The sequence below is a fragment of the Bradyrhizobium sp. USDA 4506 genome, assembly GCF_054058795.1.
Map to the genome: position 1 here is coordinate 8,766,685 of NZ_JBSSBM010000002.1, position 21,539 is coordinate 8,788,223.

Below are 21,539 nucleotides of genomic sequence, written 5' to 3' on the forward strand. Positions count from 1 at the left end.
GCGACGGGGAGTATCCCTCCGCCAAAGTCTTCGTCGTATGCTTACCCTGCACGCCCTCCCGGACGGCTCCCACCGCATCCGCCACTATGGCTTCCTCGCCAATCGCGAACGCAATGATAAAATCGCTCTCTGCCGTCAACTCCTTGCTGTCCGCAACGCTCCGACTGATCAAGAAGCCAGCGACGATCCCCTCACCAAATGTGAGATCCCGTCTGCCCGCATTGTGGCGGCACCGTGCGGCGCGTCGATGTCGTCCCGCGAGCCTGCGCCCACGACCATCCGTTTCATTGTGATACGTCATGACCAGCGCCTGCACTATCCACCCCTTCTGTGATCACCTTCGCGGTGGCAACGTCCGAAGTCACCGTGGCCGCGCTCGTCACCGAACGCCCGGCCAATCGTTCGGCCATGCATTCCAGCGCAGAAAATCGCTCGCTGGATCGCGCCCTTGGCCCGATCAATCGCGCCTCTCACATCCGATGAATGACCTCTGTGAACGCGCGGCGACCACAGGCGAGCGTTCCCCGCAGCCGCACCGCTGCATTATTCCGATAGCGCCCACAACTCCGCAGCTTCGTTCAATCCGGCTTCTATGAGGTCGCGGCCCCTCGGCGCTTTCTTTTGCGATGGCAGGCGCGAATCGTCCTCGATCCGATACGCGCTCGCGTTCGAGAACCCCGCCTTGGCCGCCGCGGCCTGGGGGGACAATGTCAGTCGGTAGGTCATGTACAGCCTCATCTGCTGGTCGGTGATGTGAAGGCCAGGCAAGGCATCGATTCCCTCTTGTCGAGACGAATCAACGGCTTGCACCAGCCCCGCCCGGCCGCCAGACGGGTCCAAAAACGCGCGACGCCGATGGGGTCTCACGCTGATCGCCGCCGCGCACTGCGCGCTTCGGGCTGGCATCAAGCGCCTTGAAGCCTTTGGCCATGCCGTGGAGACCGAGATTTTGCAGCAGGTCAAGCGTGGGGTGGGGCAGCATGCCGGATTGTCCTTTCAATGGAAGTAGCTTGGGCCGCGGAGATTGGGATGGTCGACGACAGCGTCATCGGTGGCGCGAGCGCTGCGGTCGAGCTTGTTGGCAATAATCGAGGCGATGCTCTTGTATGTCAGCGCGCGGACCGCTACGGCTCGGGCCGCGATCAACTCGGCGCGTTCCGGATCGAGATCCTTGGTCGTCCGTGAAGAATGCGGATTGACCTGAGAAATAAGCAGAATTGGTCTTGATGTAGTATTCGATTTTGCAGGAAAGCGGGGGTATTGGACCTCGCTTTCTTGCGTTTTGGGTTTTGCTTTTAGCGCTCATTCAGGATGTTCCAGTCGATCACCGCTGCCAACCGCACCAGCGGATGACCCATGTCGATGATCTGATCAAGCGCCGGAAGCAACAGGTCTTTCTGGCGATCATCCCGCGGCTTGCTCATCGCAATCCCCAATGTCGACGACGCCGAATCGCCCATTCAGTTCAGTGTGCCAAGCAGGGTCGGGACAGCCGGGCTTGCCGACGCGGCTAGTCGCCGGCCTGTTCATTTTGAAGCACATGCGCAACCTGTCAGATGAGGTGCTGTGCGCTCGCTGGATCGAGAACCCCTATTACCAATACTTCTGCGGCGAGCTGAGCTTCCGCCACCGCCTGCCGTTCGATCGATCGTCGATGACGCGCTGGCGGCAGCGGCTCGGCGAGGAGCAGCTCGTTGCGCTAATCCAGGAAAGTCTGTCGGTGGCGCACAAGACAGGCGCCCTCGGCCCGAAGGACCTGGAGCGCGTGGTGGTCGATACCACGGTGCAGCCCAAGGCGGTTGCGCATCCGACCGACGCGCGGCTGCTGCATCGAGCAATCATCAAGCTGGTCGGGCTCGCCAAGCGCAACCGTGTGCCGGTACGCCAGAGCTATCTGCGCCTGGCCAAGCGCGCCGTCATCATGACCGGCCGCTATACCCACGCCCACCAGTTCAAACGCGCCCGGCGGCAGCTCAAGTTCCTGCGGACACGGCTTGGCCGGATCATCCGCGACATCCGCCGCAAGATTAATGGCGATACGGTACTGGAAGCTCGCTTCGGCCCGTTGCTCGGTTTAGCGCAGCAGGTGCGCAGCCAGGATCAGCATCAGCGCGGTCCGAAGGTCTATGCGTTACATGCTCCGGAGTTGAGTGCATCGGCAAGGGTAAAGCCCGCGCACCCTACGAGTTCGGCTGCAAGGTCAGCATCGCCACCCCTGTGACGTCTCCGAAGGGCGGCCAGTTCGTGCTCCATGCCAAGGCGCTGCATGGCAATCCCTTCGATGGGCACACGCTCGGTCCCGTAATCGCCGACATGGAGAAGCTCACCGGGGTGGAGGCTCGCGGTATCCACGTCGACAAAGGATATCGCGGTCACAACCACCCGCATCGGTTCAGGGTCTGGATCTCGGGTCAGGTCCGCCGCGTCACAGCTTCCATCCGTCGCGAGATGAAGCGTCGCGCGGCCGTCGAGCCCGTCATCGGCCACGTCAAGGCCGAGCATCGCATGGACAGAAATTATCTCAAGGGACGCCTCGGCGACCGCATCAACGCCGTTCTCGCCGCTGCCGGCTATAACTTCGGCCTGCTGCTGCGATGGCTCGCAGAGTTCTTGCGTGTCATCATCCGAGCCTTCTTCGAGACCGTCCCGGCCCGAAACACCGCTTGAGCCGGGCGCAGCGTCAGTTCTTCACGAACGACTCCTTGAACAGCCGAAGCACGCCAGGCGGGTCCGGAAATCCCTGTTCGGGATGAAGCCGATTGGCCAGGATGGCGAGGATGAGACCCTCGGTGTTTAGTCCGATCGATTGTCCCCTGCGACGGAACCGCTCGGGGAGTCCACTCGGTGTAACGTCGATGCGCGCTGGGCATGTGGTCGGGATCGGTGCCGTGCTGGCGGCCGCCGTAACGGCGATGGTGAGCCGCAACACGCGAACCCCGATGCAACAGCTCGAGGGTTCGGGTGGTGGCGCGAACGTCGACCCGCTCCCGGATCTGCTCGTGGGGAACAGAGTAAAAGAACCCGTCGATCTCGACATGATAATCGAGCGAGACGTGGGCCACGCGCCATTCCGCGAACTGATAATCGGCATCCGGCAGCGGCGCCAGGACAGGCATCTCGACCGTCTCGAACAATCGTCGACGGCTACCGTCGAGCCGGCGCATAACATACGCGTTGATCCGCTCAAGCGCGGCGACGATTGCCGCGTTGGCCTCGACTAGCGAGAAGAAGGTCTGCCGGCGAAGCCGCCCGAGGATGTAGGTCTGGGCAAAACGCACCCGGGCTTCCACTTTTGCCTTATCCCGGGGGTTTCGTGGTCGTGCCGGAAGGACACCGACGCCATAATGGGACGCCATCATCCCGTAGCTGCGCTTGATTTCAGGATCGTAAAACGAAGCCCGGTGGACACCGGACTTCAGATTGTCGGGAACGACCAGGCGTGGTACCCGCCAAAGAACGGACATGCGGGCGTGGGCCTCTATCCAGTCCGGAAGTGTCTGCGTCCAGGTCGCCTCGACGTAGGTGTAATTCGAGGCGCCAAGTACGGCGACGAAGATCTCCGCGTCGCACAAACCCGCTTTCGCGATCGACGATCATGACCTTCTTGCCGGAGTAATCGACAAATACGTTGTCGCCGGCCGGATGATCGTGCCGCATCGTCGGAGACAGGCGCCGCTCGAACTCCCGGAACAAATCGCAGAACCGGCTGTAGCCATATCCTTCCGGGTGAACCGCGCGGTACACTTCCCAGAGCAGCATCAGATTGACGCCAGCCCCCTTCAGTTCGCAGGCCAGCGAGGCCCAATCTGGCTCGACGCGCCGACGGAAGCCGCGCCTCACGCCGGCGTGGGCAAATAGGCGCCGTTCACGAACGGCGTCGATCGTGTCCCTGAGCGTGGTGTAACTGGCGGTGGGACACCGCGTTCGCCGGCAGGAGCCGGACTGGTCAGCTGGCGATAGCCGGGAGGCTGACGGTTGGATCATCGCTCAACGGCGCGATGGTTTCCAGCGTCATGTAACGGGCGCGCTGGACGGCCCATTCATCGTTCTGTTCGAGCAGGATCGCGCCGATGAGGCGGACGATGGCGTCCTCATTGGGGAAGATGCCGACGACCTCGGTCCGGCGCTTGATCTCGCCGTTGAGGCGCTCGATCGGGTTGGTCGAGTGCAGCTCGGTGCGGTGCTGCGGTGGGAACGCCATGTAGGCCAGCACATCGGCCTCGTCGAGGAAGCCGGCGAGCTTGGGTAGCTTGGGGCGGAGCTGATCGCGACCTTCCGCCATTGCGCTCGTGCGGCCTCGGCATCGTCCTGGGCAAACGCAGTGGCGATGAAGGCGGAGACGACACGCCGTCCGCTTTTGCCGGCATGGGCCAGCGCGTTGCGCATGAAGTGCACGCGGCAGCGCTGCCAACTGGCGTTGAGCACCTTGGCGACGGTCGCCTTGATGCCCTCGTGGGCGTCGGAGACGACCAGCTTGACGCCGCGCAGGCCGCGGCGGGCGAGCTTGCGCAGGAACGCTGTCCAGAATGTCTCGGCCTCCGAGGGACCAATGTCCATGCCGAGAACTTCGCGCCGGCCATCGCTGTTGACGCCGACCGCGACGATCACCGCGACCGACACGATGCGCCCCTGCTGGCGCACCTTCACGTAGGTGGCGTCGATCCACAGATAGGGACAATCGCCCTCGATCGGGCGAGCGAGGAACGCCTTCACCTTGTCGTCGATCTCCGCGCACAGCCGCGAGACCTGGCTCTTGGAGATGCCGCTCATGCCCATCGCCTGCACCAGATCGTCGACGGAGCGAGTCGAGACGCCCTGCACATAAGCTTCCTGCACCACGGCGGTGAGCGCCTTCTCGGCCATCCGGCGCGGCTCCAGAAAGCCGGGGAAGTAGGAGCCCTTGCGCAGCTTGGGAATGCGCAGCTCGACCGTGCCGGCGCGGGTCTCCAAGTCCGGTCGCGGTAGCCGTTGCGCTGCGCCAAGCCGCTCGGGGTTCTTCTCGCCGTGGCCCCAGCTATGGAGAATGGCAATCATCCCGGTCTCGGCACCGAGATGCTTTGGGTCGGCGCTGATGAGACGGATCGTCTCGGCTGCCGTCTTGAGCAAGATGTCGTAGACCACCGCCTTGTTCTGTAGCGCGATGGCGGCCACGGGCGCCGGCACGGTGAAGACGACATGAAAATAGAGCACCGGCAGCAGGTCGGCCTGGCGATCGGCGAGCCATTGGGCGCGCGCGAGCGCTTGGCACTTTGGACAGTGCCGATCGCGACAGCTGTTATAGGCGACGCGAACCAGGCCGCAGTCGTCGCACCGCTCGACATGGCCGCCGAGCGTCGCTGTGCGGCACGCCTCGATGGCCGCCATCACACGGCGCTGGTCGGATGAAAGCCGAGAGCTCTGTGCGGCACGGAATGCGGCGCCGTGGCGGCGGAAGATGTCCGCCACCTCGAGCACGGGGCGCATCTGCGCAGCTCAGTCGGGTGGGATCACCGTGATGGAGAGTCGGTCGAATGGGCTGGTCGTGCGGGCGAGCAAATTCGTCGCAACCTGAGCGTAGCGCGCGGTCGATCCCAGATAGGCATGTCCGAGCAAGACCTGAATGATGCGGATGTCGATCCCGCCTTCCAGGAGATGAGTGGCAAACGAGTGCCGGAGCGTGTGGACAGCGATCGGCTTGGCAATCCGAGCACGGCGACGGGCGGCCCGGCAGGCGGCCTGGATGGCCGGGATGCTGACATGTTCACCCGGGTCTTGGCCTGGAAATAGCCACAGGCCCGACCGTGTTCGCGTCCAGTACGCACGCAGAATCTCCAGCAGCCGCAGCGAAAGCATCGCGTAGCGATCCCTGCCGCCCTTGCCGTTCTCGATGTGGAGCAACATTCGCTTGCTGTCGATCGAGCTCACCTTCAGGCGGACGACCTCGCTAACCCGTAAGCCCGCCGCGTAAGTGGTCGTCAGCACGACGCGGTTGCGCAATCCTGTAACCGCCCCGAGGAAGCGCTCGATCTCTTCGGCACTGAGGACGAGCGGGAGCTTGTCAGGCTTCTGGCCCCCGATGATCCGCTTGAATGCCTCCGCCTGCCCGAGGGTCACGCCGTAGAAGAACCGCAGCGCGCAGGCCACCTGATTGTTGTGGGACCACGAACGCTTATGGCTGATGAGATGCAGTTGGTAGGCGCGGACCTGCTCGAAACTCAGCCGCTCCGGGGCGCAGCCGAAATGTCGGCTAAACTTTGCGATCGCATAGATATAGGATTGCTGGGTCGACGGCGACAGATTGCGGACTGTCATGTCCTCGATCATGCGCTTGGCGAAGAGGGCTCATCGTAGCCATCTGGGTCTCCTGTCTTGAGAGGGGTGGTGCGAAGACCAACATCCTCTCAGACAGGACACCTCAGTTCAGCAGGCTCCCCCCAAACTCCCGCGCAGCGGGTTCATTCAATTCCCGGCCGGAATAAACCGGAATCCATCTCGCCTTCCCGGCCGGACCGACCAGAGTTTTGAGTATGTCAGACAGTACTGGTCGGCGACAATGAGCACGTGCACGCTGGCCAGCTGTTGGCGCGGATTGACTTCACGCAACATTCGGCTCCGAAGAGCTCGACGAACGCCATGAGTTGCTACGGGACGGTCGCCGCGACCGGCGGTTACGTCATTTCGGTGAATGGCACTTCGGAAAAGGTGGCGTTCAATATCTGCCACTATCGATAGAAAGATTGAATTCCTATCTCCGTTGGCGAGGAATCTGATCGCCAGCTTTCCGTTGTCGGTCCGGCGGTTCCTCTGGTTCATTAACTGCGCGGAGAGTTCGCTTGTACGAGAACCGACATGTTTCCAGGCCGGTGCTGGTTCCTCAGCATTTTCGCGTGTGCGCGCGGAAGATCGATCCACGTGAAGACTTCGGATAGGCAGGGATCTATGCGCCGCTCGACAACAAGCCTATGCGCCTCCTGCACTTGGTATGGATTGGCAAAATGGCTGCCCTGCACTCTTTTCTGCCGCATCCAAATAAAGCGCGCGTCCATCGTCAGGTTGTAGCCTGAGGTTCCGGCACAAAACACAACCATTCCGCCTCGCTTAACCACAAAGCAGCTCACGGGGAACGTCATTTCTCCCGGGTGCTCAAAGACAATATCGACGTCATTTCCCGTTCCTGTAGCCGCCCAAATGGCTTTGCCAAAGCGGCGGACCCGGTTCATGTAATCCCCGTACGTGGTGACGGTATCATTGATATCGGGAATTCGACCCCAACAATCAAAGTCCCTTCGGTTGATGACTGCTGTTGCTCCCAATGACATTACAAACTCACGTTTTGCCTCGTCAGAGACGACTCCGATCGCGTTGGCGCCAGCAACGGTTACGAGTTGGATAGCCATCGAGCCAAGTCCGCCAGCCGCCCCCCACACCAGAACGTTTTGACCTGGTTGAACGACGTGGGGGCGATGACCAAACAACATCCGATATGCAGTGGCCAGCGTTAGCGTACAGCAGGAGCTCTCCTCCCAGCTTAGGTGAGTAGGCCGAAGTAGTAGCTGACGCGATTGAACGCGTGCGAATTGTGCAAAGGATCCGTCAGGAGTTTCATAACCCCAAATTCTCTGGGAAGGTGAGAACATGGGATCGCCGCCATTACACTCCAAGTCATCGCCATCGTCCTGATGGCAATGGAGAACGACCTCGTCGCCGGCTTTCCATTTCTTCACGCGGTTCCCGACCGCCCAAACGACTCCCGCAGCATCAGATCCGGCGATGTGATGAGAGTGCCCATGTACGTCGAAGGGCGAAATCGGCTGTCCGAGGGCAGCCCAAACAGAATTGTAGTTTACCCCCGCCGCCATAATCATAACCAGGGCCTCGTCGGGGCCTATGTTCGGCGTATCAACGACCTCTTCTTGCATTGCACTCTCTGGATCCCCATGCCGCTCCCTCCGTATCACCCAAGCATTCATGTACTTCGGTACATGACCCAACGGCGGAATTTCTCCAATTTCATAAAGATCCTTTACATGGTCTGTGACGACACGATCATTGTGCTGATTAATTTCACTCATCTGTCCCTCTGTGTAAACGGAATTGAAGAATACACATATATTGAGAATTATCAACCGAATAAAATACATCAATAAGGAGTTCGACTACTTGCCTTGATTCGAAAGAAGTGGGTATTTGTTAGCGGTCTGGTCTAAGGAGGAGGCACGCGGAGCGCTCATGAAGGCCCCGCTCCAGCAGACTCGTTGGCTGGCTCGCCAAGGTATTTGGAATAATCGAAATAAGGAGTCGCAAGTTGATCAGTCAGCTTTGTGAATTGCAGGGTGGGCGATATGACGCTGTCGTAATCGGATTGGGCATCAACGGAGCTGCCGCCCTTCGTGAGTTGGCGTTGGCGGGCTACTCGGTAATGGGCGTTGACATGCACGATTTTGGGTCAGGCGCGTCCGCGAGGTCGAGCCGCTTACTTCATTGCGGCCTTCGCTACTTGGCGCCAGGTCGATCGCTCTGGGAGTTCGTTCAGCGGCCCCAGCGATTTGCAAGTGCATTGAAGATGGCCCGTCAAGCAGTCACCGCGCGCAGCGAATTTGTACGTGCTGAACCGCACCGAGTAAGCGCGATCACGGTTCACTTTCCGATATTCGAGGATGGACCGTACACCAAATGCCAAGTTCGTGCAGCTTTCGGCCTGTTAGGTGCGATGAACATTGGCGGTATTCCGTTGGACTATTCTATGCTTCGACATGATGAAGTGGTGCGAGTTCCAATGCTGCGCATGCTGCGCGCGCAGAATCAACTGAAGGCCGTGGCCTCCTATCGCGAATACTCGTTCGTTTGGCCCGAGCGCATTTGCGTTGACGCGATACTGGATGCTGAAGCCGCGGGCGCCACGGTGCTGAACTACACGCGCGTGGAATCGTGTGCGAAAGCGCAAGACGGCAACTGGCGCATTCAGTTGGAAGGAAATGTCGAGATTCGAGCGCCCGTGGTCTTGAATTTGGCGGGAATCTGGATCGACGACATTCTGCGCACGGCTAATCCTCGCTCAGCAAAGCGCGTGCTGGGGACGAAAGGCGCTCACATCCTCGTGCAGATGCCCGAGGAGTGCAGATCACTGGGCATTGCTACCATCAACTCTAAAGGTGAACCGTTCTATTGCTTACCTTGGGGCGATCATCACTACTTTGGGCCCACGGAAACGTTGTATAACGGTGACAAGGAACATGTGGTTGTCAATGCGACGGAGATCGAATTCTTGTTGGCCGAGGCAAATCGCCTGTTTCCTTCACAGGCGCTGAACACCTCACAGATTGTGCAAACGTGGGCTGGAGTGCGACCGTTAACGTTCGATAAAGATCTGCCGATGGGCAATCGCCATCGGTTGCTGCACGAACTCTCTGGGGATGGCTTGGCTGGGATACTTGCGTTGACGGGGGGGCCGTTGACCTCCCACAGATCCGCGGGCAGGCAGGTACGAGAGGCAGTCGACCGATTGACTGGCAGTATCAGTGAAAAGCGGCAGCTAGTCCCGCAGGAACGCTTCGCCGTTGACCGACACCTCTTGCAAAGGCTACTCGCGAACGAGCCAAGGGCGCATCAGCAGTTGCATCAAATCCTGTTGAAGGAGCGCGTTCGCACTCTTTCCGATCTATTCTTTCGCCGATTGGGCGTCGCGTGGTTTGAACGAATCGAGCCCACTGACATTCGCAAGGTCGCAAGCGCGGTGGCAGGGACATTGAACTGGAGCGAATCGAAAACGCAGACCGAAATTGGTAAGTTCCTCGACGAACTCAGTACATTGTTCGGATATGACCTAAGCCAGTTAGTGGGAGAGCCGGGCGTGTCCAAATCCGGCAGGACACAAATCGAGTCGAGCACTCAAGCGCGACCCTGAGTGTTATGTCCTCCGCCACCATGCCCGGATCAGAGGGCGCTGCGAAGATGCTTACTGGTGTCGCACGTTCAATGAAGATTCTCCAAACTAGAACGAAAAATGATCGCTCTCGCGCTGCCTGCAAGAATTGGTAGCTGATCTCCGCGTGCCATTACTGTATTGGTGTCATTGAATTGAGGTGCGCCGCGATCGGATGATCGAGAAAAGGAACTCCTTAGGTATGACACGGGAGCCAAACGAGTAGGGCCAGACAGTCGGCTCAGGGCGCGGGCGGAAAGCTTTTTGATGAAAAGAGTATAGTTCGTGACAACCAACTGCTCTTAATGAGAGCCGTATGTTAGAGGATCAGCCTGGAAATGGTGGTAGCAGGTCTCCCAAAAAGATTCGCAGAGAGCGGCCTGTTATCAGCCGCAGGCTCAATTTCGATTGACTGTTCTCTTCCTAGAAGCTCTCGCAGGCGATTAGTGCTGATATCAGTCGCAGAACGTTATTTAAATGATTTGCGGAAGTTAGGCCGATCGGTAGGTCATCTACCTTCGGTCGAATTCGGACTCGCTATGCGTTTTGCCGGACACTGGTCAGATTTCATCTTAGTTGCGTCTGCATCCATTCGACATACAATGAATACCGGTCAGCGCCGACTCGTAAATCGGTTAAATCGGTTAACGAGAAATAAGTCGATGCCGTTTGTCTCGGTGGGCGGTAGCGCGATCAATTATGCTTCTTCTATTTCTCCTAAGGCGCATTTTGGTGCGAGAGTTTGCAAGTCATCGCATCGGCAAAGTGAATGCAGCAAACGCGAGGTTGCCGCAGACGACAATCGCCCTCTCGTCGACCAGCAGCTCCACAGGAAGCTAGTGAGCACTCTTCAATTGCTTCGCTATGCGGAGGCCGAGCTCTCCGAGCTTAACCTTGAAACATCAGTTGTTCTCTTGCGAGCGGCGATCGTCGATATCGCTCAAAATGTGGGCATAGCCTGCGAGCTCTCTGAGGTCGGTAAACATGACGATTTTGGCTAGAGCGTTGATGCCCGATCTTAATCATTATGATTGCGGAGTTCTCATTAACTGTATTGCCGGGATATGTGGGCTTGCAGACATAGCAGACATAAACGGCTGATTGGAGACGGCATGGCGATTCTTGAAATGGAAACTCGCGGTTCGGTACTGGTCGCGCGGTTCAATCATGCCAACGCTAATAATCCCATGAGTCTGGAGCTGGAGAAAGCCATTCGCTCCACATGCAAAGAGACGGAGGATAATACGGCGATACGCGCCTTGGTATTGACAGGAGGCAACGACAGATCGTTTTGCGCCGGCGGTGACTTTAACGAAGTGATCCAGCTTTCGGAGCGCACGGCAGTGGAGGCGTTTATCGACAGAGTCATTGATTTGTACTCTACCATCCTCAGCGTCACGAAGCCAACTGTTGCTGCAATCGGTGGATATGCGGTAGGCCTTGGGTTTCAGCTCGCGCTAGTCTGCGATTGGCGCGTCGGCTCGCCGGAAACAAAGCTCCTTATGTGGGAATTGAAACACGGGCTCGCCTGCACTGTCGGCGCTTATATGCTTGAAAGCTTCGTGGGTCGAGCGGCGATGTCTGATATCGTTTATGGGTGCGAGGCCGTTCCGATTTCTTGGGCGGCGGATCACAAGTTGCTTCACGAAGTGGTTCATCCGAGCAGCCTCGTGGAGAGGGCGATCGCGCGGGCGCGGTTTCTCGGTGAATTTCCGGAGATTACTTTTCGGCGATCAAAAGAATCAGTAAATCGGCGGTTCGTCGCGGGCTTGCGCAACATCGCGATGGAGACGAAAGAAGCACATGTTGCAGGTTTTGCGAGCGGAGCCGCCGAACAACACTTTAATCATGTGCTAACGCACTAGCTACGATCATCGCATGGTGCACGATTTGCGCGCCGACGGTAGTTTCCGCCTTATCGTGCTGTTTTTGACCCGGCAGCGGTTAGAGGTCCAAGAAGTTTTCTGCGACGAGGCTGAAGTTCAAAACCAGAGTTCTGTACCTCCAATCACGTTGGAGGGGTGATCGCGCCGACGCGTTTCCGGCGAAGATCGCACCGATAACGCAGGCGAACTACTTCGGCTCGTCGGCTTGATCTCTTCCCTGAGACGCTCGATTGGGGTGGTGGAGTGTATCCACCGAGCTAAGCCGCGGACGATGGATTACGGATTTTACCGCTTGAGGAGTCCGGGGCCTTCCTTGTACATCCTGATGAGTTCTATCAGGTTTTCGATGCCGAAGTCGGTGAACGCGATGACGCCCGTCTTCACCTATGCCGCAAACCCAGATGGCGCCGGGTCCTCCTTTTCCATTCCGTTTGCGACATCCCAGGGCCAGTCCGTCCTCTCCGAGGTCCTTGGCAACGCGATCGATGGTAAAGACGGCATGAACTTTGTTGACGTGCAAGGCTACGCCGCTTGGATGGAGGGTGTCGATACAGGAGGCGTCCCGTTCCAGGGTAACACCTCGTGCAGGCGGCTCTGTGGCATGTTGGCGATGCGCGTAAGAACGTCGGCAAGCTAAGCTTTCGGGTCGATGTCGTCGAGACGCGCTGTCATGATGAGCGTGGACATCACGGCGGTCCGCTCGGCGCCGTGTATCGCTGCGGCGAAAGCCGCCTTGCAGAGTGAGATGGATGGTGAAGACATAGGCGTATGACTGTAAGCAGCAAAGAGACCCCGTCTGGCGCAGGGGGTGAGCAACCGGCTATCGGCTGCTGAGTTTGTGAGCCGATGTGAGCTTCTATGTCTGCGCCTGGTTCTGGAACTAGAACCTTCCATATGATCGAAGCGGTCGCCGACCGTCTTGAGGGAGCGCCGCGGCAGCTTCGCCGACGCTGGTCGGACGAGTTTAAGGCCCAAGTCGTGACGGAGGCGCTGGAACCTGGCGCGAGCGTCTCGGCGATCGCTCGTCGGATTGGCATTCACCCGTCGCAGCTGTTTGCCTGGCGCCGTGATGCTCGGGCGGAACGACATTATCGCGAGCGGCACTCGAGTTGCGGGGGTGAGGTGGCGTCTGTGTCAGGCGCTGTGTATCGCTCCGGCGAGGGCCGCCTTGCGCGGTGCGATGGAGGGTGAAGACATAGGCGTATGACGAAGGTTTTACAGAACGTACGCTTCTACGCGTGCCGCCATTGCGATCGCACCGGGATCAACGCCCCTGTCGTGACCGCGCCGATGCGGACGCAGCCGCTGCCGGGCAGCGTTGCCACGGCCTCAACGCCGGCGTTCGCGCTGGTTCATAAATATGTCGATGGCACGCCGCTCTACCGCCTGGCGCAGGCCTTCGAACGCGCCGGCGTTCCGGTCAGCCGCGGCGCTTTGGGTCGCTGGGTGATCGGCTCAAGCGAGAAACATCTCTCCCGCATCCATGACGCCCTGAAGCTGCGGCTCAGATCGCAGCCTCTCATCCATGGCGACGAGACAACGGTTCTGGTCCTCAAGGAGAGGGACAAAAAGGCCACCAGCACGTCGTATATGTGGGCTTATCGCAGCGGCAAGGGCAGTCACGAGCCCATCGTTCTTCTGGATTATCAGCCGGGCCGCCGCCAAATCCACCCGCAGGCCTTCCTCGGCGATTACCGCGGCATCGTGATGAGTGACGGCTATACCGCATGGCGCCCGCTGGAACGGGCTACCCACATCGGCTGCATGGCCCACTCCCGGCGGCGCTTTGTTGATGCCCTCAGGGCGAGGAAGAAGGGCGACGGTCCGCCCGAGCAGGCGCTGCGGTTCTTCGACCAGCTCTACCGGGTTGAAAGGCAGGCGCGGGACGGAGCACCGGAGAAGGATGAAACACAGGCCGACTGCATTCGCCGCTTCCGCCAGCAACATAGTGTCCCCATTCTCAATACTCTCAAGGTATGGCTCGATGACATGGCCCCGAAGGTCTTGCCTGATAGCAAGCTCGGCGACGCCGTATCCTACACCCGAAACCAATGGGAATATCCGACGCGCTACACCGGGGACGGCAGCATGCCGATCGACAACAATCTTCTGGAGCGCGGCATCAGGGTCTTTGCAACTGGCAGGAAGAGTTAGTTGTTCAGCGATACCGTGGACGGAGCCAAGGCCAGTGCCGTCGTCTACAGCCTGATGCTGACCTGCTGCACCTCACGCGTCGAGCCGTTAGCGTGGTTGCGTCACGTCCTCACCAAATTGCCTCAGCGCGCCGGCGACGCCGATATTACCGACCTGCTGCCCGCCAACTTCCACAAAGCCGCCACTGCCTGAACGGCCCGGTATCGCCCGATACCTAGGGCAACCCATCAAAACCGCCGGCGTCAACGTGCGGGGAAAATCGCGCTTACGGCCGTTCATAGAAACGATCGTGCTGGGTGGAGCGGAATCGAAGGAAGTCGGTGATCAAGCCCTGATGCGCGGGTTGGCTACCGCATTCCCGATTGTGCATCCGGGGTCTACTCCTATCTTACAACAGGCGTCGGCGCCCTTGCAGGCCACAAAGCGTCTGACGGGCATGGCCCTATGCCGCGTTCCGCGTCCCGATGCACGATGATACGATGATAAGAAGGGTTACCTGATTAGGCCGTCCGCACTTGCCTCGCGACCGCCCACATGAATCCGTGCGTGTTTCGGCAATTTCCGGACACCGATTTCGGTAATTCGCGGACAGCGATTTCAGTAATTCCGGGACAGGGATTCCGCTAAATCGCGGACAGTTGCGGGAGGTTGGTTTTCGGAAGCGCCGTTCAGGAAATGTTCTCTCTCAAGCTGAGTTTGAGAGGGGCAATGCCGAGACGGAAGCAAGCGAAACGAACCACTGTGAAGGACCTACGATCGATCCTGAGGCTGACGTACGAGCAGGACCTGTCGGTTCGGGAGATCTCGGAACGGCTGCAGATCAGCAAGAGCTCGGTTGCCACCTACCTGTTGCGGGCACGCGAGGCGGGCTTAAGCTGGCCGCTGCCGCCGATTTACGCGAGCGAGGCGGCGTTGCAGCGGGCTCTGTTCCGGCGGGTCGGGCGGCCTCCGCAGGACTTGAGCGAGCCCGAGTGGCCGCGGGTGGCGCAGGAGCTCAAGCGCAAGGGCGTGACGCTGACGCTGCTTTGGCAGGAATACCGGACGGCGCATCCCGACGGCTATGGTTACACGTGGTTCTGCGAGAAGTTTGACGCCTGTCGGCGCCGGGCGAACCCGACCTTCCGTCATCGCCACGCGGCGGGTGCAGTGATGCAGACCGACTATGCCGGTCCGACGGTGGAGGTGATCGATCCGCAAACCGGCGAGATCCGTCAGGCGCAGATATTTGTCGCGGTGCTCGGGGCCTCGTCGCTGACCTTCGCTATGGGGAGCTTCGGTCAGCGACTACCAGATTGGATCGAAGGCCAGACCCGGGCCTTGTCGTACTTCGGCGGAGTTCCCAAGGCGATCGTCTGCGACAATCTGAAGGCCGGGGTCGTCAGGGCGTTGTGGTTCGAACCGACGCTCAACCAAACCTTTGCGGCCATGGCCGAGCACTACGACACGACGATTTTGCCGACCCGCAGCCGCAAGCCGCGCGACAAGGCAAGGTTGAAGGCGCGGTGCTGATTGTCGAGCGCTGGATTCTGGCACGGCTGCGCCATCGGCGGTTCTTCAACCTGACCGATCTCAATACTGCGATCGGCGGTTTGCTGGAGGAGCTGAACCATCGGCCGATGCGCCATATCGGCAAATCCCGCCGGCAGCTGTTCGAGGAGATCGAGCGCGCTGCGTTGACGCCGCTGCCGAGCGAACAGTTCGAATACGCCGAATGGAAAACGGCGAAGGTGCATCCCGATTATCACGTCGAAGTCGACAAGACCTTTTACTCGGTGCCGCACCGGCTGATCGGCCGTCGGGTGGACATCCGGCTCACCTATCGAGCCGTCGAGATCTTCCAGGATCACACGCGTGTCGCCAGCCATGTGCGCCGCTCTCAGCGCAGCGGCCATGTCACCGTGAACGAGCACATGCCCAAGGCCCATCAGCGTTATGCCAATATGACGCCGGCGAACTTGATCAAGATGGCAGCGCGGATCGGCGTCAACACCGCCACTCTGGTCGAGCGGATGATGCGTGAGCGCCCGCATCCCGAGCAGTCCGCCATGGGGATCATCGCCCTGGCACGGCGCTACGAGCGCGATCGGCTCGAAGCGGCCTGCGAGCGGGCACTCGTCATCAACGCGATCAGCTACTCCTCGGTGAGCGCGATCCTCAAATCCGGGCTCGACCGCGCGAGCCCTGCTGCCGCACCCGTCAAAGCCACCCCCTCGCACGCCAACATCCGTGGTGGGGGCTATTATCAATGAAGGAAAGGAACATCGCGATGCTGACCCACCCGACCCTCGAGCAGATGCAGGCGCTCGGCCTTGCCGGAATGGCGGCCGCCTACCGGCAACTGGCCGAACAGGACAATGCCGCTGATCTCAGCCGCGATGAGTGGCTCGGCCTGATGCTCGATCGTGAAGCCGCCATGCGCGCCGACCGGCGCCTGACCAATCGGCTGGCCGCAGCCAAGCTGCGCTTCGTCGACGCCTGTATCGAAGACGTCGACTTCGCGTCCCGCCGCGGCCTTGACCGGCGCAACACCCTGCAACTGGCGCAAGGCGCCTGGCTGAAAGCCCATGAGAACTTCATCCTGGCAAAACCTGGCTGGCGTGCGCCTTCGGACGCCAGGCGGCCAGGCTCGATCATTCCGTCCTTTATTTGCGTATGCCGCGCCTGTTCGAAGACCTCGCCATGGCCCGTCTCGATGGTCGCTTCCCGCGCCTCATCGACAAGCTCGCACGGGTCCAGTTGCTCATCCTCGACGACTGGGGCACCCACACCCTCAATGACCAGCAGCGCCTTGATCTCCTCGAAATCTTCGAAGAGCGCTACAGGCGCAAATCGACCTTGATTACCGCCCAGCTGCCCGTTGCGCAATGGCATGACATGATCGGAGAGCCGATGACTTCATGATGCCTCCTTCTTCGAACGCTTGGTGCGTCGCACCCGCTTGCGAAGTCGACTGATTTGCTCGTCTGAGAGCTCGATCTGCCATGGCTGGCCCTTGGCCAACTGACGACCTGCCAGCAATCCGCGCGCAAGATAATCGAAGATTGTTTGCGGAGTTACTCCAAGCTCAGCCGCCGCGCCCTGAATCGAGAAGCTCCCGTCGGGCCAGCGCATCGGATTATTGTCCACACCGTTGATTTTGACGGTTGGAATGCCCCAGCGGGTACGCAGTACCCAGACGTTCTCGCCTTTGAAGGCGCAGCCTCGGGCTGCGACGAAGCCTTCCTGATTGAGTATGGCTGCGATCTCGGCGTCCATTTTGTGTTCAGCATTCAACTCGATGATCCGTCGCCGCAACCGATCAATGTCGATGTAATTGCGGTAGGTGTGAACCCGCCGTTGAACGTGATACTCGCTGGTTGCGCCGGTCTGCCAGACGATCTTGAGCCAGACCTGACCTCGGGCCCGCTTCTGATCAAGAACGACTTCGCGGATGACAAATCGTAGAATGCGCTTGCGATCGGCTACCGACGTGGTGGTCGCGTTCCAAATCCGCGGCAGGTTCTCTCCGAGCGCTTGTAGCCCAGCGCGTTCCGCCGGGCCAATCAGAAGCGGCTCTTGTACGCGCCAACGCGCATGCTGCTGCTCGACCGCCTCGACGACACGCAGCTTCTCTTCCCAAGCCCGCTCAAGTGAGCGCGCCACAAGACGGTTCTCGGGTTCGACAGCGTCATACTGACGCCGAGCGCGCTCGGCCTCGTAGCGGGCACGCTCCACGCGAAGCGCCCACTGGCGCTCGAGCTGACGACTCTCCTGCTCCAGTTGGCCTGCCGCTGCGAGTGCGATCTCAATCTGATCCGGCGCCAGGGCATCGAGGACCACTCGCTCGACCAGCGCGTCAACCGCCAACGCCCGGACTTCCTGACAAAGTGCACTGCCTTGCTGGTCCCGATCCGAGCGGCAGCAATAGACCGGATAGTCAGCATTCGGGCCCGTGTAGCGCATGCTCATGCGCCGTCCGCAACGGCCGCAGATCGCAATTCCTTGTAACAGGGCTGCCCCCTTGCGCGGTACGCCAGAATGTCCTGCCTCATGGCGGAAGACGTTATCCGCCAGTCGCCCCTGGTTGGCCATGAACTCCTCCCAGCTGATATAGCCTGGGTGAGCGGCGTGGAGGCAAACCGCCCAATCCTCAATCGCCACCTTGACCGTTCCCGTCAGCGATCCCGGCCGGCATCGGCTCGGATCCTTTTGCCGGCGGCCATAAACGTACGCCCCAGCATAGGCCGGATTTTGAAGGATGCTAAGGACGCGTGCACTATCTGGCGCACGCCAGACGATCTCGTGTGGAGATGGTCCAAGCAGCGGTCGAACCGGCAAGGACAATCCGTTCCTATCCAAGTAACGCATCACACGGCGAGCGCTTTGCAGTTCCTGGAATTTGGCGAACACGAGCCGAAGTCGGGCCTGCACCTCCTCATCGGGATTGAGAACAATTGCGCCCGCCCTATCATAGGCAAGCCCGGCCGGCAGGGGCAGCCGCAGTTCGCCTCGTGCCGCCTTCTGGCGCTCGCCTTGATGAAGGCGCATCCGAAGCTGATGCAGCTCCGCTTCGCTCATGATGCCGGACAAGCCCAGTAGAAGGCGGTCGTGATAGGCGCGCGGGTCGTAAAGCCGCTCGCCATCCGCAATGAGCACGCCGAATACCGAGCACAGTTCGAGAAGCTGATGCCAGTCCCGATTGTTGCGGGCCAAGCGCGAAGCGTCGAGGCTCACCACGAGACCGGCGTTGCCAAGGCCGATCTCGGCAATGAGCTTCTGGAAACCATGACGATCCACACCGCCAGCACCGGATTTGCCCAGGTCCTCGTCAATGACCTGCACGCGCTCCGGCGGCCAGCCTAGTCCGATGGCGCGATCGACGAGGCGGTACTGCAGCTCTGTGCTCTCCTGGTGCTGGCGCACCTGGTTCACGGATGACTGCCGCACGTAGACATAGGCCAACTTGGCTCGGTGCGCAGTCGTGAGCCGCTCGTCAGCGACGTTCAAGCTGATCAGCACGACCCAGTCCCCTTCCGGGCCTGCCAGGAACCGCTTGCATTCGCCGCAGCAGCGTCGCGAGGATTTGAGCGATCTGGGTTTGCGTCGCGGTCGACAGATTCGGCCACAGGCGCGGAATGTCGGCCATCGGACGGCCAGGTGGACTTGCCAATGTCGGTAGGGGTCGATACGCAACGCGACCTGGAAGCGGTCGGTGGGTCATCGCGAATCACCTTCTCGTCGAGAAGGCTCAGACTCGCGCTCAAATGTTGCATCAATGGGATCAGCGTACGTGCACTGATGCGCGGCAGATCGGCGGCGTTCGGGCGGGAAGTGATCGTCTCGGCAAGATCCGTCGACGCGATCCGAACCGCCCGCGGCCGGCCGTCCGGCAGCGCGACAACGACGTAGGCGGGACCGCGCCCCGACCGCTCCTTCAGCACCTCAAGCCGGTGCCCAAAAAGAAAATGATGCGGGTCAGTGATCGTGACGTGAGACACGACCCGCTCAAAAATAGGGGTACTCTGACGTGTTCGGCGAACCCACCCACCCGACCCCGTCCTCGATCGCCTCGTCCACAACGCCCATCGGCTCGATCTCTCCGGCGAAAGCTTGCGTCGAACCCGGCAATCCGCCCGAAAGGCCTGAGCCCGTGGCGCTGTGGACATGCCGCTGCGCTTGGACAACGCCCAAGGCGTTGCCCACATGCCCACAGCAACCGCAGCAGAAGAAAAAACAGATTTGAGCCGCGATTCCAGATTGACCACGCGGCTTGCTCGATGCCAGAGAACCAGCCGGCCAGAACGCCTCGCCCCGGGCGAGATCAAATCGAAGAAGTGGGCGACATCGTCTCGGAATCCCCGGGCGACTTCAAATCGGTACACCCGGGCGACATCGTCGAAATCCGCAGCCATGGTCCATCGTCATCTGCCGTCCAGTGTTACATTTCGTCTGTAAGAGATAGCATTGCCAATATGATGTTGACGCTTCCTGATATTGGTATTGGCCTCGCCAGAGGTTGTGGACGAAAAGAGGCCGACACGTCTTACTCACACTGGGGCACTGCTCTCCGGCAAGGTGTTGCTCGTGATCTTCCCCCAAAAAAGTAGACAGGGTTAAGCTGCTTTTCGCTCCATCTCGATCGGAGTGGCATATCCGATGGCGGAATGGAGCCGGGTGCGGTTGTAGAAGCCCTCGATATAGGCAAAGACGTCGCGCATTGCCTGGGCGCGGTAGTCACGATGATGGACGAGCTCGGTCTTGAGGGTGTGGAAGAAGCTCTCCATCGGGGCGTTGTCGTAACAGTCGGCCTTGCGGCTCATTGATGCGGTGATCCTGGCGGTGGTGAGGGCTTGGCGGTAAGCGTGTGAGGCATACTGCACCCCGCGATCGGAGTGGTGGATCAATCCAGCTTCCGGTCGTTGCTGTTGGATCGCCATCGTCAGGGCCGACGAGGCGAGTTCCGTGCGCATGTGATCGCCCATGGCCCAGCCGACGATCTTACGGCTGAAGAGGTCCATCACGGCCGCCAGGTACAGCCAGCCTTCCGCGGTCGGGATGTAGGTGATGTCGGCGAGCCAGACCCGATTCGGAGCAGGCGCCGTGAAGTCGCGCATGATCAGGTTCGGTGCGATCGGCAGGTCATGACGGCTGTCGGTGGTGCGAACCCGGCGTGGTGGCGCCATGATGGCTCGGATGCCATGCCGCTGCATCATCCGCTCGATCCGGCCACGGCTGGTGCCGCGTCCCTGCGACGTCAGAGCGGCATGGATTGGCGGACTGCCATAGCGCCCGCCACTGTCCTGATAGACCTGCCGGACCTCAGCCAGCACCGTGGCATTGGCTTGTGTCCGTTCGCTCACCGGGCGCGTGCGCCAAGCGTAATAGCCGGCCGGCGAGACCTCGAGCACCTCACACATCAGACGAACCGGATACATGTTGCGGTGATCCTCGATGAAGCGGAAGCTCATGTCCGGGTTCCGGCAAAGATCGCGATCGACTTTTTTAAAATGTCGCGCTCCATGCGTAGCCGTTCGTTCTCCTGGCGCAGCCGGGCGATCTCCGCAGCCTGGTCCGCCGACATCGGCGTCGCCTGCGTGGTGGGGCGCCACGCCGCCGATGTGGGCTCCTGCCGGACCTTGTCTACCCAGCGTCGCAGCACCGAATCGCGCAGACCGAATTCCTTGGCCACCGACGGGACCGAGCGACCGCTCGACATCACGAGCTCAACGGCTTGGCGCTTATAGTCCTCCGTGAATGACCGACGTTCACGACCTTGCATTCGACACCTCCTGGCTCTCCGAGCCTACTACAGGTGTCCACTCATTCGGAGGAGGTTCAGCGCGAAACACGCAGGATGTGTTCCGTAGGACGCATGTAGGCGCGCGGCAATTCCAATCTGGTGTTGAAGTCTTCGAAATTGGTATTGGTCTCACAGGAGGAAGTTCATCAAGAATTTGTCTCTATTGAAGTCGATCAAGGAGGGACGGCATGTCTCTTCGGGAGTCATGTTACGTTCCTTCTGCTGGAGAAAAGCTCGCTTCGACGCCTACAGAAACCAGAGCCTCTCCTAGATCGGCTCTATGGACAGAGCTACTGAGGTTCATATGCCTCAAGACCCT

The 21,539-nt window shown here is 60.1% G+C and carries 12 protein-coding genes and 11 pseudogenes; 11 read left to right on the forward strand and 12 right to left on the reverse strand.

All coding sequences use genetic code 11. The features are described from left to right. Positions 1 to 31: 31 nt before the first annotated feature. Positions 32 to 303 (forward strand): annotated as a pseudogene (locus ACVIHF_RS43385) (IS91 family transposase); the annotation flags it as partial. Positions 304 to 600: 297 nt separating this feature from the next. Here ACVIHF_RS43385 and ACVIHF_RS43390 read toward each other — a convergent pair. Next, positions 601 to 768, reverse strand: a pseudogene (locus tag ACVIHF_RS43390) (IS21 family transposase); the annotation flags it as partial. Between the two features lie 28 nt (positions 769 to 796). Next, the gene (locus tag ACVIHF_RS43395) at positions 797 to 982 is read right to left on the reverse strand and encodes a hypothetical protein (protein ID WP_456794021.1); all 186 of its coding nucleotides are present in this window, start codon (positions 980 to 982) and stop codon (positions 797 to 799) included. Positions 983 to 1,029: 47 nt separating this feature from the next. Here ACVIHF_RS43395 and ACVIHF_RS43400 point away from each other — a divergent pair, with 47 nt between their 5' ends. Further along, positions 1,030 to 1,185, forward strand: coding sequence for a hypothetical protein (locus ACVIHF_RS43400; RefSeq protein WP_456794022.1), 156 nt, complete (start codon positions 1,030 to 1,032; stop codon positions 1,183 to 1,185). Positions 1,186 to 1,295: 110 nt separating this feature from the next. Here ACVIHF_RS43400 and ACVIHF_RS43405 read toward each other — a convergent pair whose 3' ends face one another. Further along, on the reverse strand, positions 1,296 to 1,424 hold the full coding sequence (locus tag ACVIHF_RS43405; protein ID WP_456794204.1) for a hypothetical protein: 129 nt from the start codon (positions 1,422 to 1,424) through the stop codon (positions 1,296 to 1,298). Between the two features lie 35 nt (positions 1,425 to 1,459). Here ACVIHF_RS43405 and ACVIHF_RS43410 point away from each other — a divergent pair. Then, positions 1,460 to 2,667, forward strand: a pseudogene (locus tag ACVIHF_RS43410) (IS5 family transposase); the annotation flags it as partial. Here the strand turns inward: ACVIHF_RS43410 and ACVIHF_RS43415 are convergent. The 5 genes and pseudogenes from ACVIHF_RS43415 to ccrA form a co-directional block, all read right to left on the reverse strand. After that, complete coding sequence (locus ACVIHF_RS43415) at positions 2,571 to 3,572, reverse strand: Mu transposase domain-containing protein (protein ID WP_456794023.1); 1,002 nt, start codon at positions 3,570 to 3,572, stop codon at positions 2,571 to 2,573. The pseudogene ACVIHF_RS43410 and the gene ACVIHF_RS43415 overlap by 97 nt on opposite strands. 374 nt (positions 3,573 to 3,946) lie before the next feature. Further along, positions 3,947 to 5,034, reverse strand: a pseudogene (locus ACVIHF_RS43420) (IS256 family transposase). Then, a pseudogene (locus ACVIHF_RS43425) lies at positions 5,008 to 5,463 on the reverse strand (IS91 family transposase); the annotation flags it as partial. The pseudogenes ACVIHF_RS43420 and ACVIHF_RS43425, both read right to left, overlap by 27 nt. A 9-nt stretch (positions 5,464 to 5,472) precedes the next feature. After that, a pseudogene (locus ACVIHF_RS43430) lies at positions 5,473 to 6,334 on the reverse strand (tyrosine-type recombinase/integrase). A 457-nt stretch (positions 6,335 to 6,791) separates the two neighbouring features. After that, on the reverse strand, positions 6,792 to 8,051 hold the full coding sequence (gene ccrA / locus ACVIHF_RS43435) for a crotonyl-CoA carboxylase/reductase (protein WP_456794024.1): 1,260 nt from the start codon (positions 8,049 to 8,051) through the stop codon (positions 6,792 to 6,794). 233 nt (positions 8,052 to 8,284) lie between these two features. On the opposite strand from ccrA, the gene ACVIHF_RS43440 reads away from it, so the two are divergent. The 3 genes from ACVIHF_RS43440 (at position 8,285) to ACVIHF_RS43450 (ending at position 11,766) form a co-directional block, all read left to right on the forward strand. Continuing rightward, complete coding sequence (locus tag ACVIHF_RS43440; protein WP_456794025.1) at positions 8,285 to 9,883, forward strand: FAD-dependent oxidoreductase; 1,599 nt, start codon at positions 8,285 to 8,287, stop codon at positions 9,881 to 9,883. A gap of 680 nt (positions 9,884 to 10,563) precedes the next feature. Next, a complete protein-coding gene (locus ACVIHF_RS43445) occupies positions 10,564 to 10,902 on the forward strand; it encodes a hypothetical protein (RefSeq protein WP_456794026.1) in 339 nt (112 codons plus the stop codon). A gap of 111 nt (positions 10,903 to 11,013) precedes the next feature. Next, positions 11,014 to 11,766, forward strand: coding sequence for an enoyl-CoA hydratase/isomerase family protein (locus tag ACVIHF_RS43450; protein ID WP_456794027.1), 753 nt, complete (start codon positions 11,014 to 11,016; stop codon positions 11,764 to 11,766). Between the two features lie 543 nt (positions 11,767 to 12,309). Here ACVIHF_RS43450 and ACVIHF_RS43455 read toward each other — a convergent pair. After that, positions 12,310 to 12,495, reverse strand: a pseudogene (locus ACVIHF_RS43455) (transposase domain-containing protein); the annotation flags it as partial. Positions 12,496 to 12,681: 186 nt separating this feature from the next. On the opposite strand from ACVIHF_RS43455, the gene ACVIHF_RS43460 reads away from it, so the two are divergent. The 4 genes and pseudogenes from ACVIHF_RS43460 to ACVIHF_RS43475 form a co-directional block, all read left to right on the forward strand. Then, entirely contained in the window at positions 12,682 to 12,978 is a 297-nt protein-coding gene (locus ACVIHF_RS43460; RefSeq protein WP_456794028.1) for a transposase, read from the forward strand. A gap of 18 nt (positions 12,979 to 12,996) precedes the next feature. Next, positions 12,997 to 14,133 (forward strand): annotated as a pseudogene (gene tnpC, locus ACVIHF_RS43465) (IS66 family transposase); the annotation flags it as partial. A gap of 516 nt (positions 14,134 to 14,649) precedes the next feature. Beyond that, positions 14,650 to 16,190, forward strand: a pseudogene (gene istA / locus ACVIHF_RS43470) (IS21 family transposase). Positions 16,191 to 16,207: 17 nt separating this feature from the next. Continuing rightward, positions 16,208 to 16,830 (forward strand): annotated as a pseudogene (locus ACVIHF_RS43475) (ATP-binding protein); the annotation flags it as partial. A gap of 6 nt (positions 16,831 to 16,836) precedes the next feature. On the opposite strand, the gene ACVIHF_RS43480 reads toward ACVIHF_RS43475, so the two are convergent. Together ACVIHF_RS43480 and ACVIHF_RS43485 are read right to left on the reverse strand one after the other, a co-directional pair. Next, a complete protein-coding gene (locus ACVIHF_RS43480) occupies positions 16,837 to 18,939 on the reverse strand; it encodes a recombinase family protein (protein ID WP_456791507.1) in 2,103 nt (700 codons plus the stop codon). Beyond that, the gene (locus ACVIHF_RS43485) at positions 18,933 to 19,418 is read right to left on the reverse strand and encodes a hypothetical protein (protein ID WP_456791508.1); all 486 of its coding nucleotides are present in this window, start codon (positions 19,416 to 19,418) and stop codon (positions 18,933 to 18,935) included. Before ACVIHF_RS43485 ends, ACVIHF_RS43480 begins: the two co-directional genes overlap by 7 nt. Before the next feature lie 29 nt (positions 19,419 to 19,447). Here ACVIHF_RS43485 and ACVIHF_RS43490 point away from each other — a divergent pair. Further along, a pseudogene (locus ACVIHF_RS43490) lies at positions 19,448 to 19,566 on the forward strand (ATP-binding protein); the annotation flags it as partial. 467 nt (positions 19,567 to 20,033) lie between these two features. Here the strand turns inward: ACVIHF_RS43490 and ACVIHF_RS43495 are convergent. After that, positions 20,034 to 21,199 (reverse strand): IS3 family transposase gene (locus tag ACVIHF_RS43495; protein ID WP_456791509.1). Its coding sequence is split into 2 segments (ribosomal slippage): positions 20,034 to 20,908 and positions 20,908 to 21,199, totalling 1,167 coding nucleotides; the frame shifts between segments, so codons are not numbered across the junction. Between the last annotated feature and the right edge of the window lie 340 nt (positions 21,200 to 21,539).

Coding starts and splice junctions, on each gene's coding strand:
- ACVIHF_RS43405 (WP_456794204.1), bottom strand. CDS start 1,424: ATGAGCAAGCCGCGGGATGATCGCCAGAAAGACCTGTTGCTTCCGGCG.
- ACVIHF_RS43395 (WP_456794021.1), bottom strand. CDS start 982: ATGCTGCCCCACCCCACGCTTGACCTGCTGCAAAATCTCGGTCTCCAC.
- ccrA (WP_456794024.1), bottom strand. CDS start 8,051: ATGAGTGAAATTAATCAGCACAATGATCGTGTCGTCACAGACCATGTA.
- ACVIHF_RS43450 (WP_456794027.1), top strand. CDS start 11,014: ATGGCGATTCTTGAAATGGAAACTCGCGGTTCGGTACTGGTCGCGCGG.
- ACVIHF_RS43445 (WP_456794026.1), top strand. CDS start 10,564: ATGCCGTTTGTCTCGGTGGGCGGTAGCGCGATCAATTATGCTTCTTCT.
- ACVIHF_RS43400 (WP_456794022.1), top strand. CDS start 1,030: ATGGTCGACGACAGCGTCATCGGTGGCGCGAGCGCTGCGGTCGAGCTT.
- ACVIHF_RS43460 (WP_456794028.1), top strand. CDS start 12,682: ATGATCGAAGCGGTCGCCGACCGTCTTGAGGGAGCGCCGCGGCAGCTT.